Below are 21099 nucleotides of genomic sequence, written 5' to 3' on the forward strand. Positions count from 1 at the left end.
ATTTAATCCTTCTAACCGGATGATCGCCTTACACAACAAAATGTGAATAGTTTCTTTTTTAAGCGATTATAATTACATAGTAAGAGAACTTTAATTAGGTGTATAAATCTTTCCAAATAAAATTATTGAAATCGTAAAAAAAAAGTAAAAAAAATACGGGAAAGTATCAATAATCCAATTAAACTGTTTTTAAATTGATAGTAATTACCATTAGAATCTGTAACATCAAAAACTAAATGGCTGCTGTCAATTCCAAAATATTTAATACCTTTATTCATAAGAAAATAGTTTTTTGAAAGGACATACTGCACGAGTTTCAACGACTTAAAATCGAGGTCTAATAGCCTCATAGAACTGTACGGAATCTGTGTAGAAAATAGAGGGGATTTTCAATGTTGACGAAGTCTTAAGCTTCTGCTTGTATAATAACCTTATTCCTTTCTATTGTTTTTTCTGATTTATGATTAAATTTAATGAATTGTAAACTTAAGCCGTGTATAATCACTTGCTATAGCAAGTGATTATTTGGAAAATCCCTTCAGAATTTTCTCTGGTACGTTTTTGTTTACTAAATTAGTTACTTAACCACGCAACGAACCCTACACCAAACGTTAGCTGCAAGCTTACAGAAACTAATAAAAACTAAAGATAATAAATGGAAAAGTTAAAAGGAAAAGTAATAATTATAACAGGTTCTTCAAGAGGTATTGGATCGACCATTGCCAAAACTCTTGCTAAAAATGGTGCAAAAGTGGTGGTTAATTATTCAGGTAATGAAGAAACTGCGAAAATTGTAGTAAATGAAATTATACAAAGAGGTGGACAAGCTATTGCTATTAAAGCAGACGTTAGTAAATCGGAAGACGTAAAAAGATTATTTCAAAAAACCATTGAGAAGTTTGAAAAAGTTGATGTATTAATAAACAATGCTGGAATTGCAATTTATAAATTGATCAAAGACACAACGGACGAAGATTTTGACAGAATTTTTGATATAAATGTAAAAGGCGTTTTCAACACAATGAGAGAGGCATCTACACTTTTAGAAGATAATGGAAGGATAATAAATTTTTCAAGTTCTGTAACACGACTAATGTTGCCGACTTATGGAACATATTCTGCCACTAAAGCTGCAGTTGAACAGCTAACGAGAGTGTTTTCGAAAGAAATAGGAACTAAAGGAATTACAGTAAATTCTATTTCACCAGGTCCAGTTAATACGGAACTTTTCAAACAAGGGAAAAATGAGGAGGTTATAAAACGTTTGGCTTCAATGTCTGCTTTTAATCGAATTGGCGAACCTGAAGACATTGCAAAAATCATCTTATTTCTTGTAGATGATGATTCAAAATGGATAACAGGACAAAATATCGGAGCAAATGGCGGATTTGCTTAACTAATAAAGCCAGCAGCTAACAATCTGTGTAATTAATGGCTACATAGTGCTAAATTTGAAGTTTAGTTCTTTTAATTAAGTTCTGTGATAACTTAAAATTTAAGTATTTTTAAACGCCACTAACCATACAGTAAACGTTGTGCTTCATTACCAGAAACTGCACTTCATTAAAGAACCATATACGAAATGAAACCAACCTTAACCGAACTAATGTGGAAACTCGAAGAACAATTCGGAAAACTAAACGCTCAAGCTGAACATTGCGCAGAAGATTTTCACGAAATCTATCAGGATTTTATTAATTCAATTCAAACGAATAATATTGTCATCATAGCTTCACCAAATATGTTGGCAAGTAAATTACAAGATCCAAAATATACAAGATATAGAACATTTGGTCGTTTATCGATCTTGTTAATTATAGCTGGAATAATTTCAGTCTTCTTCAATTGTAAAATCGGTTTAGGATTATTCGTTGGTTCATTTTTAGCGAAATTTATATCTTCCAAAATGAAAAATAGTTCAAGCAAAAATTTTGATCTTGAACTAACTTCAAAGATTAATAAAACGCCAGCAGAGGGAATGTTTGATGTTTGCCAATATTATATTACTGGAATTTTGCAATTAGCAAGTACAAATGGTAGAGCGCATTTACCACTAATACCATCCTATTGTTTGACGGGAGTTCAAGAGTTTGCAAGAAGAGAATAATGAAGTTCAAAATTTATGATAGAAAATCTTTACCTAGTTTATTGCCTAATATAATCTTTGAGCGGATTTGATTTAGGATTTGATGGAATTATGGCAAAACATAGAATTGAAATGGAAACAAAAATCGGAAGGAATAAAGGTTGCGATTTTGATACCGATAAAGCCAACGAATTAATCAGTTAAATAGAAATTAGCGAAAAAGTTTAACAAGGTCGGAATAAGCCGAATGAGACCTAAAAAATTGAAGTAGGTATACGTTTATAAATAAGTAAAATCATGAAAAAAAATTTTTTAACTGTAATTATCGGAATGCTATCATTAGTAATGTCCATGAATTCTTGCTCATCAGACGATGAAGATGAAACTGATACAAGAGACCAATATGTTGGTGCGTGGAATTTGGTCTCTGAAGGGAGTGTTAATAGAATTGAAAACGGATCAATTTTGGATACTGACACTGTTAATGAGACAAGTTCAGTAAACGTTTCAAAATCTGGGGAGAAAGATTTAGTGATTGACGGAGATATATATTTTGTTTCTGTTGATGGTCTTTTTCTTACTAGTACTCCAAGAACCGAATCTGGTAGCGATGGTAGTTATATTTATTCAATAACTTATTCAACCATTGGTACACTAAGTGTAGATAATTTTACACTCCTTACTACTGTAACAGGTACTTGGACAGATGATGGTAGAAATGGAACTTTTTCTGGAACTGTAAGTGGAGTTCTAACGAAATAGATGCTAAGTAAAAAACACAGCTAGAACAACAAGGCTGGAGCATCATAAACACCTTAAGAGGTAAATTGATGCATAGGTCTATAGTGGTCAAGAACCCATAAGAGATGCCGTCCTTATCTTTATAGACTTATAATAACAAAGAGTACCCTTAAACCAACAAAGCAAACGGTCCACTTAGTAACTCGTTTGTGTCGTTATAGAGTCACTTCTATTCTATCTCGAGCTTGGGCTGTGAGTACAGTAATCTATTTAATTACATTATATATTAAAAGAGTCTTTCTCCTAAACATAGGGAGGAAGGCTTTTTTTTTGCGAAAAGGGAAACCCGTAATGAGGTTCAATAAATAGATGGTAATTTTGGCCGTGCCGTGATGGCTAGGCAAATGATCAAATAAAAAATGTTCATTTAGAATTACGTGTTTATACGTATCTCGTCTATGAATGGTCTTTGTAGGTTTACAGAGTGCTCCTTGACGGTATCCCAAAAATAAAATAGTTAATAAATAAAAAAAATACGGATCTGTGTTTATCCGAAAAGATAGTGTCTTTTTACACGCTACGTTTCAGATACAAACCGTTGTGCAACATTTAGTAAGAGCCATTATCAGAGAATAAATTGACTTTATTTTATGCTATTTTTAAAATAAAAGGTAACATTTTTTGTTTTCCGCATCTAAAGGGAAATCTAAACTTAAAAACAATGAAAAATTTTATTTTAGTATTAGCCTCATTCGTATTTTCTTTATCAATTTACGCAAAGAATGAAAGTCAACCTGTCAGTGTAGAAGTTACAGGAAAAGGAAAACCTATAGTCTTAATTCCTTGTTTTATAGTTCCTGGTGACATTTGGAATCCCCTAGTAAAAAAGCTAGAAAAGAATTACGAATGCCATATAGTTACTTTAGCTGGTTTTGGAGGAAAAGAACTCATAGAATTTCCTTGGTTGCCTAAAGTCAACGAGTCTCTAAAAAATTATATCATAAAAAACGATTTACAACCGATACTACTACCTCATTCTTATAAAGAAACTGCGCGAGTCTATAATGATAATATATTGTAGACTAGATCACTACTAGTATGTCTTTGGGTAACTCTTTAAGAAATTTCTTAAAACCTTGCACATCATTTTATACTGGGTATGCCCGTTAATACTTCCGGGGACATCAAAGACATCTTTATTGATGTCAACTTCAAAAGTTCCCCTATATTTATAGATATAAATTGATTTATGAAAGAACTAGCTGCGAGCCATATATAAAACCGTTAGCAAATGTTAAAACAAAAATACCCACTACTAGGTATTGACTTAACCTTTAAAATAAAATAAGTTTAAATATTAAAAACAATGAAAACATATTTAACAGTCCTAAATTATCCTTCTTTCATTTTTCACTTCCTTTTCACAAGATACTAAATGTGAATGTTACTCAAAATCTGGAGTGAAAGTTGTTTGGACACCGGAAAAGATAATCTTTGGCGACGGAACAATTCTGGAATAAAAACTATGAGTATATCCAATGATAAAAAGCGCTATATTGGCAAATATTTCCAAAACGAATATTTAATTGGACTAAAATGACCTGGACAGATCAAAATACCCAAGAAAAACAGGAAGAAGAGAAGACGAAAAGAATCGCTGAATTAGTACTTGCAAAAAAAGAGCTGGTATTTCAGAAGGAAGAGAAGGCGAAACTAGCCGCTGAATTAGTAATTGCAAAAAAAGAGCTGGTGTTTCAGAAGGAAGAGAAGGCGAAACGAGCCGCTGAATTAGTAATTGTAAAGAAAGAACGGGTATTTCAGAAGGAAGAGAAGGCGAAACGAGCCGCTGAATTAGAAATTGTAAAAGAAGAACGGGTATTTCAGAATAAACAGAAGACGAAAAGGGCCGCTGAATTAGTAATTGCAAATAAAGAGCTGGTGTTTCAGAATAAAGAGAAGAAGAAACGGGCCGCTGAATTAGAAATTGTAAAAGAAGAACGGGTATTTCAGAATAAACAGAAGAAGAAACGGGCCACTGAATTAGTACTTGCAAAAAAAGAGCTGGTATTTCAGAAGGAAGAGAAGAAGAAACGAGCCGCTGAATTAGAAATTGTAAAAGAAGAACGGGTATTTCAGAATAAACAGAAGAAGAAACGGGCCACTGAATTAGTACTTGCAAAAAAAGAGCTGGTATTTCAGAAGGAAGAGAAGAAGAAACGAGCCGCTGAATTAGAAATTGTAAAAGAAGAACGGGTATTTCAGAATAAACAGAAGACGAAAAGAATCGCTGAATTAGAAATTGCAAAAAAAGAGCTGGTATTTCAGAAGGAAGAGAAGACGAAACGGGCTGCTGAATTAGTAATTGCAGATAAAGAGCTGGTGTTTCAGAATAAACAGAAGAAGAAACGGGCCGCTGAATTAGTACTTGCAAAAAAAGAACGGGTATTTCAGAAGGAAGAGAAGAAGAAAAGGGCCGCTGAATTAGTACTTGCAAAAAAAGAGCTGGTATTTCAGAATGAAGAGAAGAAGAAACGAGCCGCTGAATTAGAAATTGTAAAAGAAGAACGGGTATTTCAGAATAAACAGAAGACGAAAAGAATCGCTGAATTAGAAATTGCAAAAAAAGAGCTGGTATTTCAGAAGGAAGAGAAGACGAAACGGGCCACTGAATTAGTACTTGCAAAAAAAGAGCTGGTATTTCAGAAGGAAGAGAAGGCGAAACGAGCCGCTGAATTAGAAATTGCAAAAAAAGAACGGTTATTTCAGAAGGAAGAGAAGACGAAACGGGCTGCTGAATTAGTAATTGCAGATAAAGAGCTGGTGTTTCAGAATAAACAGAAGAAGAAACGGGCCGCTGAATTAGTACTTGCAAAAAAAGAACGGGTATTTCAGAAGGAAGAGAAGAAGAAAAGGGCCGCTGAATTAGTAATTGCAAATAAAGAGCTGGTATTTCAGAATGAAGAGAAGACGAAGCGAGCCGCTGAATTAGAAATTGCAAATAAAGAGCTGCTGTTTCAGAATGAAGAGAAGACGAAAAGAACCGCTGAATTAGAAATTGCAAACCGACAGCTTATTGATTTCTGCAACATTGTGTCTCATAATTTAAGAGCACCGCTTGTAAACATCTCCATACTGGTTGATTACCTGCGGGAGAGCAAGGATGAAGAGGAACGAGAAGACCTGTTGGAAAAAACAAAACTTGTAACCAATCATTTAAATCAAGTGTTTAACAAATTGGTGGAATCGGTTCAGATAAAGCAAGACACTGAAATAAGATCGGAAAAGATAATTTTGAAAGACTGTTTAGATAGTATTCTTATCGGATTTGGATCTGAGATTGAAGCCTACGAGGCAGATATTCAAATAAATTTTAATGATGTCCATGAGCTTTATAATCCTAGGACATATATAGAGAGTATACTTACAAATCTTATAAGTAACACCTTGAAATATAAATCACCGGATAGAAAACCTGTTGTCAAAATTAAGCTAGAAAAAATAAACGGCAACATTATCTTATCTGTTGCTGACAATGGTTTGGGAATAGACTTGATAAAGCATCAAGACAATCTTTTTAAAATAAGAAAAACTTTTCATAAGCACACAGATGCCAAAGGATTCGGCTTGTATCTGGTCAAAACTCAGGTGGAGGCAATCGGCGGAAAAATATGGGCCACGAGTATTCCTAATATAGGCAGTACCTTTTTTGTTGAATTTAAAACCCAAAACACATGAATAAAGTTAAAACGCTTGGAATCGTTGATGATGATAAAATCTATACTTTCTTGGTCAAAAAAGCCATAGAACAGACAAATCTTGTTGGCACGATTAAAGTTTTTGACAACGGGTTGGATGCGATAGATTTTTTAAAGAAAAATGCAGCAAATCGCGATACCCTGCCTGAAATAATTCTTCTTGACCTTTCCATGCCTGTAATGGATGGATGGGAATTTCTTGAAGAATACATACTGCTTAGCCCAAAGCTGGGCAGAAAGATTACTATTTATATTATTTCATCCTCCATATCGCCATATGATATTGCCAAGGCAAAAAGTATAAGTTTAGTTACCGACTACATTATTAAACCCGTTTCCAAAGAAAAACTAATCGAAATATTTAAAAAAATGTAAGTGGTTCGCACAAAATAACGGCCTTCTGACCAATGAAAAATGATTGCAGAACTTACAATATAAAATAAAGTACTGGCTAAAACACTGTATAAATTTAATAGGCCAAACCGCCCCACCCAAGCCATACTGCTCTTTCCGTATCTTTGCAGTCTGGAGGAAATTGGGTTTCCAAAACTCCCTACTAACTTTATACCAACCGTTGTGCAACATTTAGTACTAGAGAAAGGCTGTTTACTTCTTTTTTCTCAATATTCAGTTCTAACATCTAACATCTCCACCTATATCGCTACCCAAACTATACTTGTATTCTTTGGGGAAATTTTTTATAGTAACAAAAATCTCTAAAACCAATTTATAAGTGTCTCTATAAACAGGAAGCTCTGTATGTAATGCCATTTTTTTTAAGCCGACCGTTTACGCGGTACTATTATAAATAACTAAAAAGCCCGAACAGCACGCACGATGCCCGTGTTGCCCTTACCGATGCCGGCCTGATCACCAAGGTTGAAAACCTGTCCCCACGCGAGACTACTATAGAGCTCCGTAGAACTCCAGTAGAAACCATCAGGAAAACCGCCAAGGCCTTGAAGATGGAGGTTTACATACATCATGTCTAATTCATCTTTTGATGGTAAATACCAATCTGTAAATCCCCCATCAGATAGCCCTTCACATTGATCCGCTGCAGGACATAAAGAACTGTAATTTGAAGCTCCCGCAATACTTTTTTTTGTGTTTTGAGCACCTCCAAAAATTCCAGATGCAAAAGCAAATGAGTCAAAATTCATAGTTGACCATTGGTATACGCCAGTCTCATCAGATGCTTTGGCAACCAACCCATGACAGCCCGATCCGTCTAAATAGAAAATAATACCGCCTTGGTAGGTGTCACCTATGGAAAGCTCGCAAGTAGCTGTAACACTTTCTGCAGTTTTAGCATGCAATGCATAAGGCACCGTTTTAAAAGCAGTGGTACCCATATCCTGTAAACCGCCTCCAGTATCTATTTGTACATTTAAAAAGTGATTATTACTGCTCCAATCAATTGTAGAGAAGGTTCCTGTTACAGGCGTTCCTTCACCTATATTTAGTATAACAATCCCATTGGCATCTGTGGTAGGTGCATGGGTTTCTTCATACACATTGGCCGCTCCATCTAATATAATAAAGGTAACATCGATAGGAGTACTGGAAACTAGAACTCCAGATCCGTCTTTAATTAAAGCTTTGTAATTAATACCTTGTTGAGCAAACGATGTAATACAAAACAACAATAAGCAAGCGAGTGTGATTTTTTTCATGAATTGAGTTTTTAAGATTCGTCTAAAATCAACTCAAAGAGTAAGAGAGAAAGCCTAGACTTGATTAGTTGAATGGAAAGATACATAAATTTGTATTTGATATAACTAATGGTAACAACGTATAAAATTCATGGCGCTAAGACATCAATAATTGAGTAATTTCAACAAATATTAGCAACTTGAAATTCCGAAAAATACGAACTTGCTTGCCTTGCTTATTCGCACGCGGCTCAGTTAACTTGGAGGAAAGAAAGGCGTTGGTCGGTTTAGCCGCTTCCAGCCCCGTCAAAAAAGCGGGCTTATTCAAGCTGCGCCAGGCGCGACAAATCTTATAGAAAATCGTTAGCAAACTTAAAATACCAAACGAATGAAAAGAGAACTATATTTTAAACAAATTAAAATATTATTGGTTATTTTTTTATTAATATCAATTTGTATGGACAATGTCCATCTGATGATTTTTTTTCAGCAATAACTCAAGAAACTGTAGCTAATTTTATTGTCGATTACCCTAACTACACTTCATTAAAAAATTTATGGATTGGTGACGCTGGCCCTGATTATTGGGAAATTACATATCTATTTGCATTTATAAACCTAGTTAGTGTAACTGAGAGATTATTGATTTTACAAATAACTACAACAAATTTACAAGGTTTAAATAATCTACAAACAGAAGGTCAACAAGGATTTGATCAGCGTTCCATTTATTTTATGCCAAACCTTACGAGCCTTGAAGGATTGGAAAGTTCGGAAAGCGTTATGGGGGTCTTTCCGAATTACTTTTTGCCCATCCCTCACAAACTTAAATGGTTTAGAAAATTTAACTACTGTTAACGTATCTAAATATTTCACTATTGACAACAATTCCAATCTAAATGATATGGAAGGTTTAAACTGTTACTTTTTTACTGAGGAATTTAGAAACACTGTTCCAAATTATACAATACAAGAAAGCTTATATCCAGCCCTACTAGAAAATTGTGAGATTAATTTGTCCAATGATAATTTCACCTAGAATAATCTTCATATCTATCCTAACCCTGCGAAATCTATTTTAAATGTTGACAACACGGAACATATAAAACGAATTGATATTTTTGATTTAACTGGAAGGTTAATTAAGCATAGAAATTCAGATTTTAAAAACATTGACGTATCTGATTTATCATCAGGTACATTTATTCTAAAAGTCAGATTAGACTCGAATATAATTCTAAATAACAAATTAATTATTGAGTAGATATTCAGGAAAACGTTTGCTAACTCTGTCTATAATTCATGCTTATTTGCTAAATTTGTTGCTTAGCCGAAAAATCCTATCGGATTTCTCCGCAACGCAATCATAGCGAAAACCGTTACCCAACATTGGAAAAAAAACGAGAATGATAAGAAATTATTGGAATGAAGAATGGAAAGAGATTGAATTTGATGATAAGATTTCTGAAAAGGAAAAGTTTAAAATATCAAATTACGCTAGAATTATAAACTGCAAAACAAATAAAGAATTTTTAGTAAAAAAATATTTTATAAACGGATATCAGAATTTACCACTTAAACAAAAAAATAACGGAAAACAGACAAGTAGATACGTGCATAAAATTGTTGCGGAACATTTTCTGGAAAAAAATAACGGAATCTGCGTTATTCATTTGAATTATGACAAAGCCGACAATCGAATTGAAAATCTAAAATGGGCTACCAAAAGAGAAAAAGAACTTCATCAATTTAACAATCCAAATTGGGAAGGAATTGTTGAAAAAAGAAGTAAAAATATTGGTAAGTTAAGCGAAGGAAAAGTAAAAATTATTAAACGCCAATTAAAAAATAACAGAACTAGAATCAATCTTATCGCAAAACGTTTTGGAGTATCTGATACGCAAATTCATAGGATAAAAAGAGGAGAAAATTGGAGTTCTGTAAACGAATGAAAAACGTTGGGTAACAATGTATAAAAATAATAAGGGTTAAGTGGCAAACCCAAAGTTGGTGAATATTAAAAAAGTCAGCCAAATTTACAATTTGACGGTTTAAATAAAATTAACGGTAAAGTTATAAATTTGGCTAAGTACTAAACCTGAAAGTAAGTGCGTCTTTAATCCCTTACTATTCTTATACTAACCGTTAAAAACAACTATTTTCTAAAGAACATGGATTTACGTAAAAAAATTATTATTATTGGTGGGGGCTTTGCGGGATTAGAGCTTATCAAACGCTTAGGGAATTCAAAAAAATACGATATTATTTTAGTGGACAGCAACAACTATAATTTTTTTGCACCATTAATATATCAAGTTTCTAGTGGTTTCATGGAGCCATCAGCAATTAGCTATCCTTTTCGTAAAATTCTTCGTAATTTTAAAAACGTACGTTTTAGACTTGGTTCTCTTGAAAAAGTAGTGCCCGACGAGAACAAAATAATTCTAAATAATGGCGAGTTGTCATATGATTTTTTAATCATGGCAACAGGTACAGAAACAAATTACTTTGGCAATAAAAATATCGAAGAAAAATGCTTACCAATGAAAACAATAAGTGACGCCTTGTCACTGCGAAATACCATTTTAACACGTTTAGACTTAGCAACAAGAATTGAGAATGCAGCGGAAAGAAAAAAATACCTAACTTTTGTAATTGCTGGCGCAGGACCAACAGGGGTAGAGCTTTCTGGAATTATAGCAGAGTTGAGTGGCTCTGTAATTATGAAAGATTATCCAGAGTTAAAAGAAGAAGAACTTGGAGAAATTTATTTAGTCGACGGTCAAAAAGCGGTTTTGTCATCCATGTCACTGCATGCTCAGAAATATGCTGCTAAAAAGTTGGCTGCTTATGGAGTGCATCTTTTAATGGATACTTTTGTTGAAGATTTTGATGGTGAAAGTGTACAGTTATCTAACGGAAAGAGCATTGATACTAAAAATTTAATTTGGGCGGCAGGAGTGCAGGCCAAAGTATTTGAAGGTTTTCATCCAGATAGTTTTGGACAGGGTAAAAGATTAAAAACAGATCAGTTTAATAAGGTTTATTTATCTGACAATATTTATGCTTTAGGAGATTGTGCTTTAATAGATGGAGATAAAAATTATCCTGACGGGCATCCGCAGGTGGCGCAACCCGCAATACAACAGGCAAAAAACTTAGCAGAGAATTTATTAAAAAATCAAGAAGTATGGAAAGCTTTTGGCTACAAAGACAAAGGTTCTTTGGCTATTATCGGAAGAAATAAAGCCGTATTAGATTTTCCAAACCAAAAATATGCTATGAGTGGCTTTTTATCTTGGCTCATCTGGATTTTTGTTCATATTATGGGACTTGTCAATTTCAAGAGTAAATTAAGAGCTCTATATAACTGGTTGGGATATTATATTTATAAAGACCAATCTTTTAGAATGATTATAAAACCTAATAGCAAAAATAATAATTGAACAGATAAAAACCGCACCACAACAAAGTACTGTGGTAAAAAAACAAGTAAAAATTCATTAATTTTTCACTAAAGTACTTCTGTAAGTATCCTCATCTATTAATCCTGATTTTGCAATTGCAAAAGCTTGTTACAAACCGCAATGAATGCTGGTTTTTTACTTTTTCCTTTGGCGACAATAGGCTCATAAAGATCTCTGCACCCTTTGTTCTATGTTTTTACCCCTACAAACCAACTGCTGTAAAATTTAAATAAAAGCAAACCAAAATCAGGTACTTATACCTATTGATATTAAACTCCAATGCTTCTATATTTACGAATATGGAAGCCCTTTTATGATCTAGCATACAAGAAACACAAACTAGGCTGAAACACTACCAATACTCTCAGCGGTAAACTAAAGAGCGTTTTAGACAGGTTGGGGGAGTGCTTAGTGCATAAATTGGTTTTTTTACCATCGCCTGTAAAAAATAATTAGCGTGAATACGGGAAAACGTAATAAAACAAATAGCATAAAGAGTATTTTTAAACATTACAAAGCTGCGGGCACGCAGGTGGCAAGAAATAATTTTAATAAAAACATCATAAACCTTTTAGCTTTGTGATGATATAATAGAAATAAACGTCATATGGGGTTTATATACATGTTAGGCATAAGCAGAAAAAAAACGAACGAATTAGATAACCGAACCAATAATATTAATATTTTTTTAATTAATAATGTAAAGTTTATTTAACATATTGGAAAATATTTTTATATTTGCGTAAAGTTTACTTATTGTATAATGTTTAAAATATAAATTATGAATGTAAAGTCATTTATGGAATGTGAAAGAAAAAGTCTGGAAAAGATGAAACGGTATCAATTACCAAACAGATTTAAAAAAATCGGAATAGTAATTATTGTAATATCATTAGTAGCATTTTTCGTCAATAAATTTTCAATTGAAAATATCGACGTAAAACTAACAGCCAAATATGGAATATTAGTAGGATTATTAATCGTTTCAATTTCAAAAGAAAAAATAGAAGATGAACTAATAACATCCTTAAGAATGCAATCTTATACTTTTGCTTTTATTGCTGGTGTTATTATAACTTTGTTAACAAACCCATTATTTAATTATATTGCAAATTTTATTTCACAAAGACAGCAAGAAAATTTTCAAGACGTTGGAGATTGGGAAATATTATGGATTTTATTAAGTGTTCAAGTTTTTTATTTTGAATTTTTAAAGCGAATGAACAAATGAAAAATCGGTTAAAAATTGAAAGAGCAATACTTGAGTTAACACAGGATAAACTTGCAAATAAAATAGGAGTATCACGTCAAACTATTAGTTCAATTGAAAAGAATAGATATGTTCCATCAACTGTTCTGGCATTAAGACTTTCAAGTCTTTTCGGAAAACCTGTTAATGACTTTTTCGAATTAGAAGATAGCGAAATGCCTATGCCTAACACCGTGTAAAAATAATTGCTTGGTTCGAGCTTACTTGGAAAATCCTGCAGATTTTCCTCAGGTTCGTTCCATTTTTGCTAAATTAGTGGCTGAAACACGCAACTATTCTTATACATAAACGTTGTGGTGCATATCATAAAAGCGTAGTGAGAATTCAACGAACAGACAGTTGAATGATTACATTATAGTTTCAAATAGGAAACAAATAATACATGAAAAGTTAAGCTGAAGAAATGAAATTAGATTTAAACTGTACGGCTGAATATTTTGATTCATTTTTGAAAATATCTGAATCTATCGAACTCTACAATGATTTATTGACTTACAATAAACTTACTAGCAAGTTTACTTTGGTTTTGGCAAATGGAGAACAATATCAAGAAAACTATGGTAAGATGATGTTCATTGACAGAAATTTATTTGCAGAAAAGAGATTTCCAAAATCAATATGGGGACCAAACCAAATATGGTCAGATAAAATGACATTCGTAAAAGATCGTATAGAAAGTTTTACCGGACATAAATTTGAAACATGTGTTTGTATCTACTATCCAGATGGAAATACAGGCGTTGATTATCATTCTGACTCAGTTGCATTTGGTGATACTACTAATATTGCGTCGGTAAGTATTGGTGAGGAAAGAATATTCCATTTGAGAGAAAAACGAACCAAGAAAAGTACATGAAATCCTATTGAAAAATGGGAGTTTATTAATTATGGGAGAGGGATGCCAAGATCGATATGAACATGCCTTACCACTAGATTCAAATTGTAAAAAGCCAAGAATTAATTTAACTTTTAGGAAATATGGATTCTAAAATTGATCTCTAAATCTATATTGTATAAGAAAACTTTGGAGAGAAGTTTAAATTGAGAATTATTGAATACGCCCCACAACAAAGTACTGTGGCTAAAAACAAGTAAAAACTCATTAATTTCTCACTAGAGTACTTTTATATTCTTTATCATATATCAACCCTGATTTAGCAATAGCAAAGGCCTGTTTTAAGAGCTTATTGCACACCGCAATAAGTGCTAATTTCTTACTCTTCCCTTTGGCCACTATTCGCTCGTAAAGATCTCTGCAAGCTTTGTTGTATTTACAAGCATTAAAACTGCACATAAATAATAAATTACGAAGTTTTTGATTCCCTATTTTACTTATTCGAGGTCGTCCTTTTACACTACTTCCACTTTGCCTAATCACTGGTGTTAGACCAGCGTAACTGCATAGTTCTGCTGCACTTGTAAACCGATCAAAACCACCTGTTAAAACCACTAACATAATGGATGTTTTAGGTCCAATGCCTGGAATAGTTTTTAAACGAGTTAATAGGTCTTGATGTGCTCGTTTTACCAAAACCAGCAACTTATCCTCTAAAGCTTTCATCTCTTTTTTAAGCTGTGTTAAACTCCGTTTTAAGGACCTTACAACTGCTTTACTTGGCGCTCCTAAAACAGCTTCTCCATGTAATTTGTTTTTTAACATAGTGCTCTGTTTTGTGTATACAGATAGTGCTCTGGTGATTTGAAGACATTCCATTTCATCCTTAGTGTTGCCCTTCCACAGTTTTAGATCTACCTTCTGAGCATACTCACAAATAAGTTTTGAATCGCTCTTATCTGTCTTGATTTTTGACAACTTCATCTGGATAAAACGTTTTACTGACAAAGGGTTTTCTACCGATACTTTTATGCCAAATTCTAGTAAATGGTAAGCTAGTTGATAGTGGTAATAACCTGTAGCTTCCATCACACAATGACTATTAATATCTAAGAGTTTTGTAAACTTCTTAAAGCCTGATGCATTGTTTTTAAACTGATAGTAATTACCATTTGAATCGGTAACATCAAACACTAAATAGCTAATGTCAATTCCAAAATATTTAATATCTTTAATCATAATAAAATGTTTTTTTGAAAGTACATACTACGCGAGTTTCAACGACTTAAAATCGAGGTCTAAAAGCCTCATACAACTGTACGAAATCTGTGTAGAAAAGAGAGGGGATTTTCAATGTTGACGAGATCTTAGTCTCTGCGTGTATAATAACCTTATTCCTCTCTTTGGTGCTTTCTGATTTATATCTAAATTTAATGAATTGTAAACTTAAGCCGTGTATAATTAATTGCTTGGTTTTAGCCAATTTACGAAAGTCCTCGCGGACTTTCTATCTGTGATTTATTTACTAAATTAGTTGCTTGAAACACGCAACAAACCATATACAACAACGTTGGCAACAACTTAAATTCCTTGAATGCAGCAATTTGAAAAACCAAATTTTAAAATAATATTTTTTCTCATAGTGTGCATAACTTTCTCCAATGGTTATTCTCAAATTGATTCTTTAAGAAATATTTTGGAAGATGAAAAAAAATCTGATTCCATAAGATTTAAAGCCATTAACACGTATTACCTAACTAACACATATGCCCAGCCAGATTCAGTTTTGGTTTTAATAAATTATCATTATGATCTAGCTAAAGAAAAGAAATTCATAAAGGAAATGGCAAAAGCTTTAAATGAAAAATCATATGCCTATTATATAAAAGGAGACACCAAGAAGTCAATGGAATTTTTGATGCAGTCCATAAAACTTTATGAACAATTGGATGAGCCTCTAACATTGGCAACATTGTATTCAAATATTGGTAATATTTATGGAGAAGAAAAAAAATATCAGGAAGCTGTTCGATATTTTAACTCCTCCTTAGAGATTTTTAGAAAACAAGGCCAAAAGACTGGAGAAGCTCGTATGCTACATAATCTTGGTGTTATTTATAATGCTTTAGACATTTACGATGTCGCCCTTACTTATTTAAACAAATCACTGGAGTTAAATCAAAAATTAAATAAAGAAAAAGAAACTGGAGGTACTTTTTTAGAAATAGGTAAGGTTTATTATAACAAAGCAGAATACTATTTAGCCATAGAACTTTCAAAAAAAGCCCTGGAACTCTTGATTAGTAAGAACAACAAATTTTCTACTGCAGACTGCTATTTCCTTATTTCAAAATCGTATCATAAATTAAATCAACCAGAAAAGGCTTACGACTATATAGAAAAAAGCTTGGTCATCGATTATGAAATAAAAAATACCTCAAGAATCATTCAACGACTTACCTTAAAAGCGAATTTAATATATGAATCAAACCTAGTAGATGAGGCGATAAAACAAGCTGAAGAAATTTTAAAACTAGTTCAATCAGAAACTATAAACCAATTAAAGGCTGATATATATAACCTGCTCTATAAATGCTACAAAGCCAAAAGAAATTATAGTTTATCACTTTCTATGAACGAACAATATATTGTTTACAGCGATAGTGTTCAAATAGAAAAAAATAAAATTGTCGTAATTAGAGAAGCTATTCAGAACGAATATGATAGCAAACTATATAAAAATAATCTAAAAAGCGAAAAAGAAAAAGCAGCACTCAAAGTCTTACAACTAAAAAAAACGTATACCATAACAATAGCAGCTGCTCTAATAATATTTAGCGTGGTATTCTATTTTAGATCTAAAATCAAAAAAAATCAAGCAAAAAGAGAATTACTATTAAATGAAATAGAGAAGCTTAAAAACAATGCAAATAAGGGATTAATAGTAGATTCGAATAAGTTTGAATTGAATAGAGAAAAAATTGAGCGTGCTATTAACAGAAAATTAAATGAAACCGATTGGACAGTATTAAATGTATTATTAGAAGATCCCGTAATTACCAATATAGAAATCGCTGAGAAAGTTTTTATGAGCGTGGATGGAATTGGTTCTTCGCTTCGCAGGATGTATGAGTATTTCAATATTAAAGAATCTAAATACAAAAAGATTTCATTATTGTTAGAAGCAATTAAAATTTCAAATAATTCAAACAAGATTGCTTAAATTTCATATGCATCCGTTTTTTATGTGTTTTCACACTCAGGCGTGAAGACTATATTCGTCAATTTTCTCATATTTGAATCAAATTAAAAAAATTGCTATGGAAAAAATTATTTTAACAATCGCAATACTAACATTGGGATTAACAGGCTATAGTCAAGTACAAATAGGTAATGACATAGATGGAGAAAATACAGATGACTTTTCGGGTCATACAGTAGCTACCTCCGCAAATGGTAACATCGTAGCTATTGGTGCTATTGAAAATGATGATGGCGGTAATAGATCCGGTCATGTAAGAGTATATGAAAATGTAGGCGGTACGTGGACAAAAATAGGCGAAGATATTGCCGGAGAGGCCCCGAACGATAGGTCAGGATGGTCATTGGCACTATCTGCGGATGGAGGCATAGTTGCCATTGGTTCTGATTTAAATAATTCCTGGAGGGGTCAAGTGGAGATATATGAAAATATATCTGGTACCTGGACACAAATAGGTGAAGATATTGAAGGCGAAAATTTTCAAGATTTATCAGCTACTAGTATATCATTATCAAACGATGGCAGTATAATAGCTATAGGAGCGCCGCGTGGCGATGGAAATAGTGAGAATACTGGATATGTTAAAGTTTTTAAAAATGTAGGTGGGGCTTGGATACAAATAGGTCAAGATATTGAAGGGGAACAGGAACAAGGGCGACTAGGTAATTCAGTAGCACTAAATGGGGAGGGAAATATAGTAGCCATTGGAGCCTCGCAAAATGACGAGAATGGCACAAATACAGGTGAGGTCAAAATATATGAAAACCTAGGTGGCATTTGGACCCAGCTGGGTCAAGATATAAATGGGGTAACCGAATTTGAGGATGCAGGTTTTAGAGTTGCATTGTCTGAAGTTGGAAATATAGTGGCTATAAGTTCAGCGGGTAGCAACGCCAATGGGTCTAATTCGGGACATGTACGAATTTTTGAAAATATAGGAGGCGTCTGGACACAAATAGGTGAAGATATAAATGGGGAAGCAACGGATGATTTTTCTGGCTGGTCGATAGCGCTGTCCGCAAGCGGAAATATTATTGCTATTGGCGCTGTATGGAATGATGGCAATGGATTTAATTCGGGCCATGTTAGAATTTTTCAAAATTTAGGTGGAGTTTGGACACAAATGGGCGAAGATATTAACGGAGAGGCTGCTTCTGATGAATCAGGCTATTCGGTAGATATTTCGGCTGATGGAAGTATTGTGGCTATTGGCGGCAAATCTAATGATGGTAATGGTAACTTTTCAGGTCATGTAAGGGTATTCGACTTATCAACAGTGTTATCAATTCCTACAATTGATTTAGCATCCACCATAAGTTTATATCCAAATCCATCAAATGATTTTATAAATATACGTTCAAATAAAGACCCGCTTTTAAAAATAGAACTATATAGTATGACCGGTAGTCTAATTTTTAAAACGGATTTGAATTCTGATATATACTCTCTTAATATTGCCAATTATCAGTCCGGAATCTATCTCTTGAGAGTTTTCAGTCAAAATAATGACACCATAAATACAAAGATTGCTAAAGAATAACGTTTGCTAACAGCACCTACAAGAAGTTGGTGGTTAAATGAAACTTTTGTGCTTTAGCCGTATTTCAGGACAATGCACTGATTAATTATTTATACTTTAACTATGAAACATACACTTTTTTTTTTCAAAACAACTTCATCAATTTTTATAATTCTTTTTACATCTTTTACTTCTTTAGCTCAATGCGTTCCGTATACAGAATTAGACCAAAATCCACTTCTGCAATTTGCCCATTTTGGGGCAGTTGATATTGCCGACATTGATAATGACGGGGATCAAGACCTTATAATTTCAGGATCAGAGACTATAGGATCTTTTATAAAAAACACCATTCTTTACCAAAACGATGGGTTTGGAAATTTCAGTATACTAGATGACTCTACCTTTAGTACCGATGTGACATCTATGAAATTTGGAGATGTAGATAATGACAATGATCAAGATATTTTTATATCAGGCCTGAACCCATCGAGTAACAAACTATATCTAAATAATGGTTTAGGTGTTTTTTCTTTAGACATAACAGCATCTTTTCCTCCTATTTATCATGGAGATTTTGATTTTGGAGATCTTGACGGTGATGGGGATCTTGACATTTTAATGGCAGGAAAAAATTTTAACTTAAATTTTGGGACTCCTGTCTCTATAATTTTGGAAAATAATGGGGCGGGTATATTCACCGAATTACAGGGAAATACTTTTACCGGAGTGGAGTACAGTAAAGTTTTAATATTCGATATTGATAATGATAATGACCAAGATGCTATTGTTGCTGGTACTGAAATTAGCGGGACTAAAACGGTTAAACTTTATATTAACGACAGCCAAGGAAATTATACTATGTCGACTAACTCATCTTTTGACTCTCTTGGTGTAAATTCCATTTCAAATGCAGATTTAGAATCTGATGGTGATACGGACCTCTTAATTAACTATCACGATGGTAGTACTAGACTTTACATAAATGATTCAATTGGAAACTTTACGGAACTGTCCCCTTCTTCGTTTGAACCAGTAACTGCTGGAGAATGCATATTTGTTGACATAGATAATGACGGGGCTAAAGATGTTATTTGTTCGGGTGCTGGTGGCAATAATGCGAATGGAGTCGTAAGTTTTGTTTATAAAAATAATGGAGATGCTACCTTCTCCTTATTAGACTCTTTGGTTGGAGCTTATGGTTCATCTATAGGAACTGCAGATTTTAATAATGACAATTTTATAGATCTTATAATTATGGGCAATACCAATGATTTTGATCCAAACAATATGCATACCCTAAGTAGAACCAGAATCTATCTTAATACCACTTTGGATTTGACTATTACTCAAGTAGACAATTTACTTAGTGCTAACAATAATGGAGCTGGCATTACATATCAATGGATAGACTGTGCTGATGGTTCTGAAATTGCAGGTAGTACTGCTCAAACATTTAAGGCAACTGCAAACGGCAATTACGCTGTTATCATTAATGATAATGGCTGTATTGGCACTTCCGCATGCTTCTTAATAACTAGTCTTGGGATAATTGAAAATGGTTTTGGAAAAGACCTTTTACTCTACCCCAATCCTACAAGTGGTAATTTCTCAATAGATTTAGGGGGAATACTTGAGAATATAACCATCAACATAACTGACTTATCTGGAAGATTAATTCAGACTAAAACATATTATCACAGACAGTTAATAAACTTAATATTAGATGAATCTGCAGGTGTATATATCCTGTCAATTGAATCAACAGATAAAAAAGGGTCCTTTATACTAATAAAAAATTAAACGATTTGACAACATTGTATAAGTAATCATAGTCCCCTATCGGCAGACTACGCTTCTTATACAAACCATTGGCGTTAATTAAAAACCAACAAACCTTATCGAAAATTTAATAAATCATATTACAAATTTCATCCCTATTTCAACCGAACTGAAAAATCGTCTTGAATCAATTTGTCATATTGAAATTTTTCCTAAAAATTATTTCCTTCATAAACCTCAAAGAATTTGTTCAACTACTTATTTTATAAATAAAGGACTTACAAGAATTTACTACAAAAAAGGAGACAAAGAAATAACAGACAACTTTTCAGCAGAAAATGAATGGATCACTTCGATTTATAGCTTTCTTAAAATCATTCCCGACCATTTCCATATTCAAACTATAGAAGAAACTGAACTCGTTAAAATCTCATTAACCGACCTTGAAGAATGCTTTCAAGATTTTCCTGAAATGGAAAGATTTGGGAGAATGCTGATGTCAAAACTCTTTTTGGAACAATCCGAGCGTGTCATCTCACTTCAGTTTAACTCTGCAAAAGAACGCTACCATTTCTTTGAGAAATCCTCAAAAGACATATTACCAAGAGTACCACTTGGAATGTTGGCATCCCATTTAGGAATGACACAAGAAACATTAAGTAGGGTCAGGTCTACAAAAGAAACTTTTTGATTTAAGTCAAATTTAGGAATTGTTATTATCAATACC

21 protein-coding genes and 1 pseudogene are annotated in these 21099 nt (G+C 33.2%); 18 read left to right on the forward strand and 4 right to left on the reverse strand.

What is annotated here, in order from left to right; genetic code table 11:
• Positions 1-122: 122 nt before the first annotated feature.
• Positions 123-278: a hypothetical protein gene (locus ABXT67_RS08095; RefSeq protein ID WP_415376764.1), complete on the reverse strand. Its 156-nt coding sequence runs from the start codon at positions 276-278 to the stop codon at positions 123-125.
• A gap of 377 nt (positions 279-655) precedes the next feature.
• On the opposite strand from ABXT67_RS08095, the gene ABXT67_RS08100 reads away from it, so the two are divergent.
• The 7 genes from ABXT67_RS08100 to ABXT67_RS08130 all read left to right on the forward strand — a co-directional run bounded on the left by ABXT67_RS08100 (position 656) and on the right by ABXT67_RS08130 (position 6957).
• The gene (locus ABXT67_RS08100) at positions 656-1396 is read left to right on the forward strand and encodes an SDR family oxidoreductase (protein ID WP_415376765.1); all 741 of its coding nucleotides are present in this window, start codon (positions 656-658) and stop codon (positions 1394-1396) included.
• Between the two features lie 186 nt (positions 1397-1582).
• Positions 1583-2107 carry a hypothetical protein gene (locus ABXT67_RS08105; protein WP_415376766.1) on the forward strand — a complete coding sequence of 175 codons (525 nt, stop codon included), beginning with the start codon at positions 1583-1585 and terminating at the stop codon, positions 2105-2107.
• Between the two features lie 57 nt (positions 2108-2164).
• Positions 2165-2290 carry a hypothetical protein gene (locus tag ABXT67_RS08110; RefSeq protein WP_415376767.1) on the forward strand — a complete coding sequence of 42 codons (126 nt, stop codon included), beginning with the start codon at positions 2165-2167 and terminating at the stop codon, positions 2288-2290.
• Positions 2291-2383: 93 nt separating this feature from the next.
• A complete protein-coding gene (locus ABXT67_RS08115) occupies positions 2384-2848 on the forward strand; it encodes a hypothetical protein (protein ID WP_415376768.1) in 465 nt (154 codons plus the stop codon).
• A gap of 700 nt (positions 2849-3548) precedes the next feature.
• Complete coding sequence (locus ABXT67_RS08120) at positions 3549-3908, forward strand: alpha/beta fold hydrolase (RefSeq protein WP_415376770.1); 360 nt, start codon at positions 3549-3551, stop codon at positions 3906-3908.
• Between the two features lie 515 nt (positions 3909-4423).
• Complete coding sequence (locus ABXT67_RS08125) at positions 4424-6562, forward strand: ATP-binding protein (protein WP_415376771.1); 2139 nt, start codon at positions 4424-4426, stop codon at positions 6560-6562.
• Positions 6559-6957 (forward strand): response regulator, encoded by a 399-nt coding sequence (locus ABXT67_RS08130; RefSeq protein WP_415376773.1) that lies wholly within the window; start codon positions 6559-6561, stop codon positions 6955-6957. The genes ABXT67_RS08125 and ABXT67_RS08130 overlap by 4 nt, the downstream gene beginning before the upstream one ends.
• A 258-nt stretch (positions 6958-7215) precedes the next feature.
• Here ABXT67_RS08130 and ABXT67_RS08135 read toward each other — a convergent pair whose 3' ends face one another.
• The gene (locus tag ABXT67_RS08135; RefSeq protein WP_415376774.1) at positions 7216-7353 is read right to left on the reverse strand and encodes a hypothetical protein; all 138 of its coding nucleotides are present in this window, start codon (positions 7351-7353) and stop codon (positions 7216-7218) included.
• Between the two features lie 41 nt (positions 7354-7394).
• Positions 7395-8258 (reverse strand): hypothetical protein, encoded by an 864-nt coding sequence (locus ABXT67_RS08140; protein WP_415376775.1) that lies wholly within the window; start codon positions 8256-8258, stop codon positions 7395-7397.
• Between the two features lie 432 nt (positions 8259-8690).
• Between ABXT67_RS08140 and ABXT67_RS08145 the strand changes: the two genes are divergently transcribed.
• The 7 genes and pseudogenes from ABXT67_RS08145 to ABXT67_RS08175 all read left to right on the forward strand — a co-directional run bounded on the left by ABXT67_RS08145 (position 8691) and on the right by ABXT67_RS08175 (position 13963).
• Entirely contained in the window at positions 8691-9095 is a 405-nt protein-coding gene (locus ABXT67_RS08145) for a hypothetical protein (protein ID WP_415376776.1), read from the forward strand.
• 193 nt (positions 9096-9288) lie between these two features.
• Positions 9289-9501: a T9SS type A sorting domain-containing protein gene (locus ABXT67_RS08150; RefSeq protein ID WP_415376961.1), complete on the forward strand. Its 213-nt coding sequence runs from the start codon at positions 9289-9291 to the stop codon at positions 9499-9501.
• Between the two features lie 142 nt (positions 9502-9643).
• The gene (locus tag ABXT67_RS08155) at positions 9644-10189 is read left to right on the forward strand and encodes an HNH endonuclease (RefSeq protein WP_415376778.1); all 546 of its coding nucleotides are present in this window, start codon (positions 9644-9646) and stop codon (positions 10187-10189) included.
• Positions 10190-10408: 219 nt separating this feature from the next.
• Positions 10409-11683, forward strand: coding sequence for an NAD(P)/FAD-dependent oxidoreductase (locus ABXT67_RS08160; protein WP_415376779.1), 1275 nt, complete (start codon positions 10409-10411; stop codon positions 11681-11683).
• 802 nt (positions 11684-12485) lie between these two features.
• Positions 12486-12935: a hypothetical protein gene (locus ABXT67_RS08165; RefSeq protein ID WP_415376781.1), complete on the forward strand. Its 450-nt coding sequence runs from the start codon at positions 12486-12488 to the stop codon at positions 12933-12935.
• A complete protein-coding gene (locus ABXT67_RS08170) occupies positions 12932-13153 on the forward strand; it encodes a helix-turn-helix transcriptional regulator (RefSeq protein WP_415376782.1) in 222 nt (73 codons plus the stop codon). The genes ABXT67_RS08165 and ABXT67_RS08170 overlap by 4 nt, the downstream gene beginning before the upstream one ends.
• Positions 13154-13623: 470 nt before the next feature.
• Positions 13624-13963: pseudogene (locus tag ABXT67_RS08175) on the forward strand (alpha-ketoglutarate-dependent dioxygenase AlkB).
• A 113-nt stretch (positions 13964-14076) separates the two neighbouring features.
• Here the strand turns inward: ABXT67_RS08175 and ABXT67_RS08180 are convergent.
• Positions 14077-15048, reverse strand: coding sequence for an IS110 family transposase (locus ABXT67_RS08180; RefSeq protein WP_415376783.1), 972 nt, complete (start codon positions 15046-15048; stop codon positions 14077-14079).
• 355 nt (positions 15049-15403) lie between these two features.
• Here ABXT67_RS08180 and ABXT67_RS08185 point away from each other — a divergent pair, with 355 nt between their 5' ends.
• The 4 genes from ABXT67_RS08185 to ABXT67_RS08200 all read left to right on the forward strand — a co-directional run bounded on the left by ABXT67_RS08185 (position 15404) and on the right by ABXT67_RS08200 (position 21063).
• A complete protein-coding gene (locus tag ABXT67_RS08185; protein ID WP_415376784.1) occupies positions 15404-17032 on the forward strand; it encodes a tetratricopeptide repeat protein in 1629 nt (542 codons plus the stop codon).
• A gap of 97 nt (positions 17033-17129) precedes the next feature.
• Complete coding sequence (locus ABXT67_RS08190; RefSeq protein ID WP_415376785.1) at positions 17130-18611, forward strand: T9SS type A sorting domain-containing protein; 1482 nt, start codon at positions 17130-17132, stop codon at positions 18609-18611.
• A gap of 102 nt (positions 18612-18713) precedes the next feature.
• The gene (locus tag ABXT67_RS08195; protein ID WP_415376786.1) at positions 18714-20393 is read left to right on the forward strand and encodes a T9SS type A sorting domain-containing protein; all 1680 of its coding nucleotides are present in this window, start codon (positions 18714-18716) and stop codon (positions 20391-20393) included.
• 475 nt (positions 20394-20868) lie between these two features.
• Positions 20869-21063, forward strand: coding sequence for a hypothetical protein (locus ABXT67_RS08200; protein ID WP_415376787.1), 195 nt, complete (start codon positions 20869-20871; stop codon positions 21061-21063).
• The last annotated feature ends 36 nt before the right edge of the window (positions 21064-21099 follow it).

The sequence above is a fragment of the Patiriisocius sp. Uisw_017 genome, from assembly GCF_047731265.1.
GTDB lineage: Bacteria > Bacteroidota > Bacteroidia > Flavobacteriales > Flavobacteriaceae > Patiriisocius.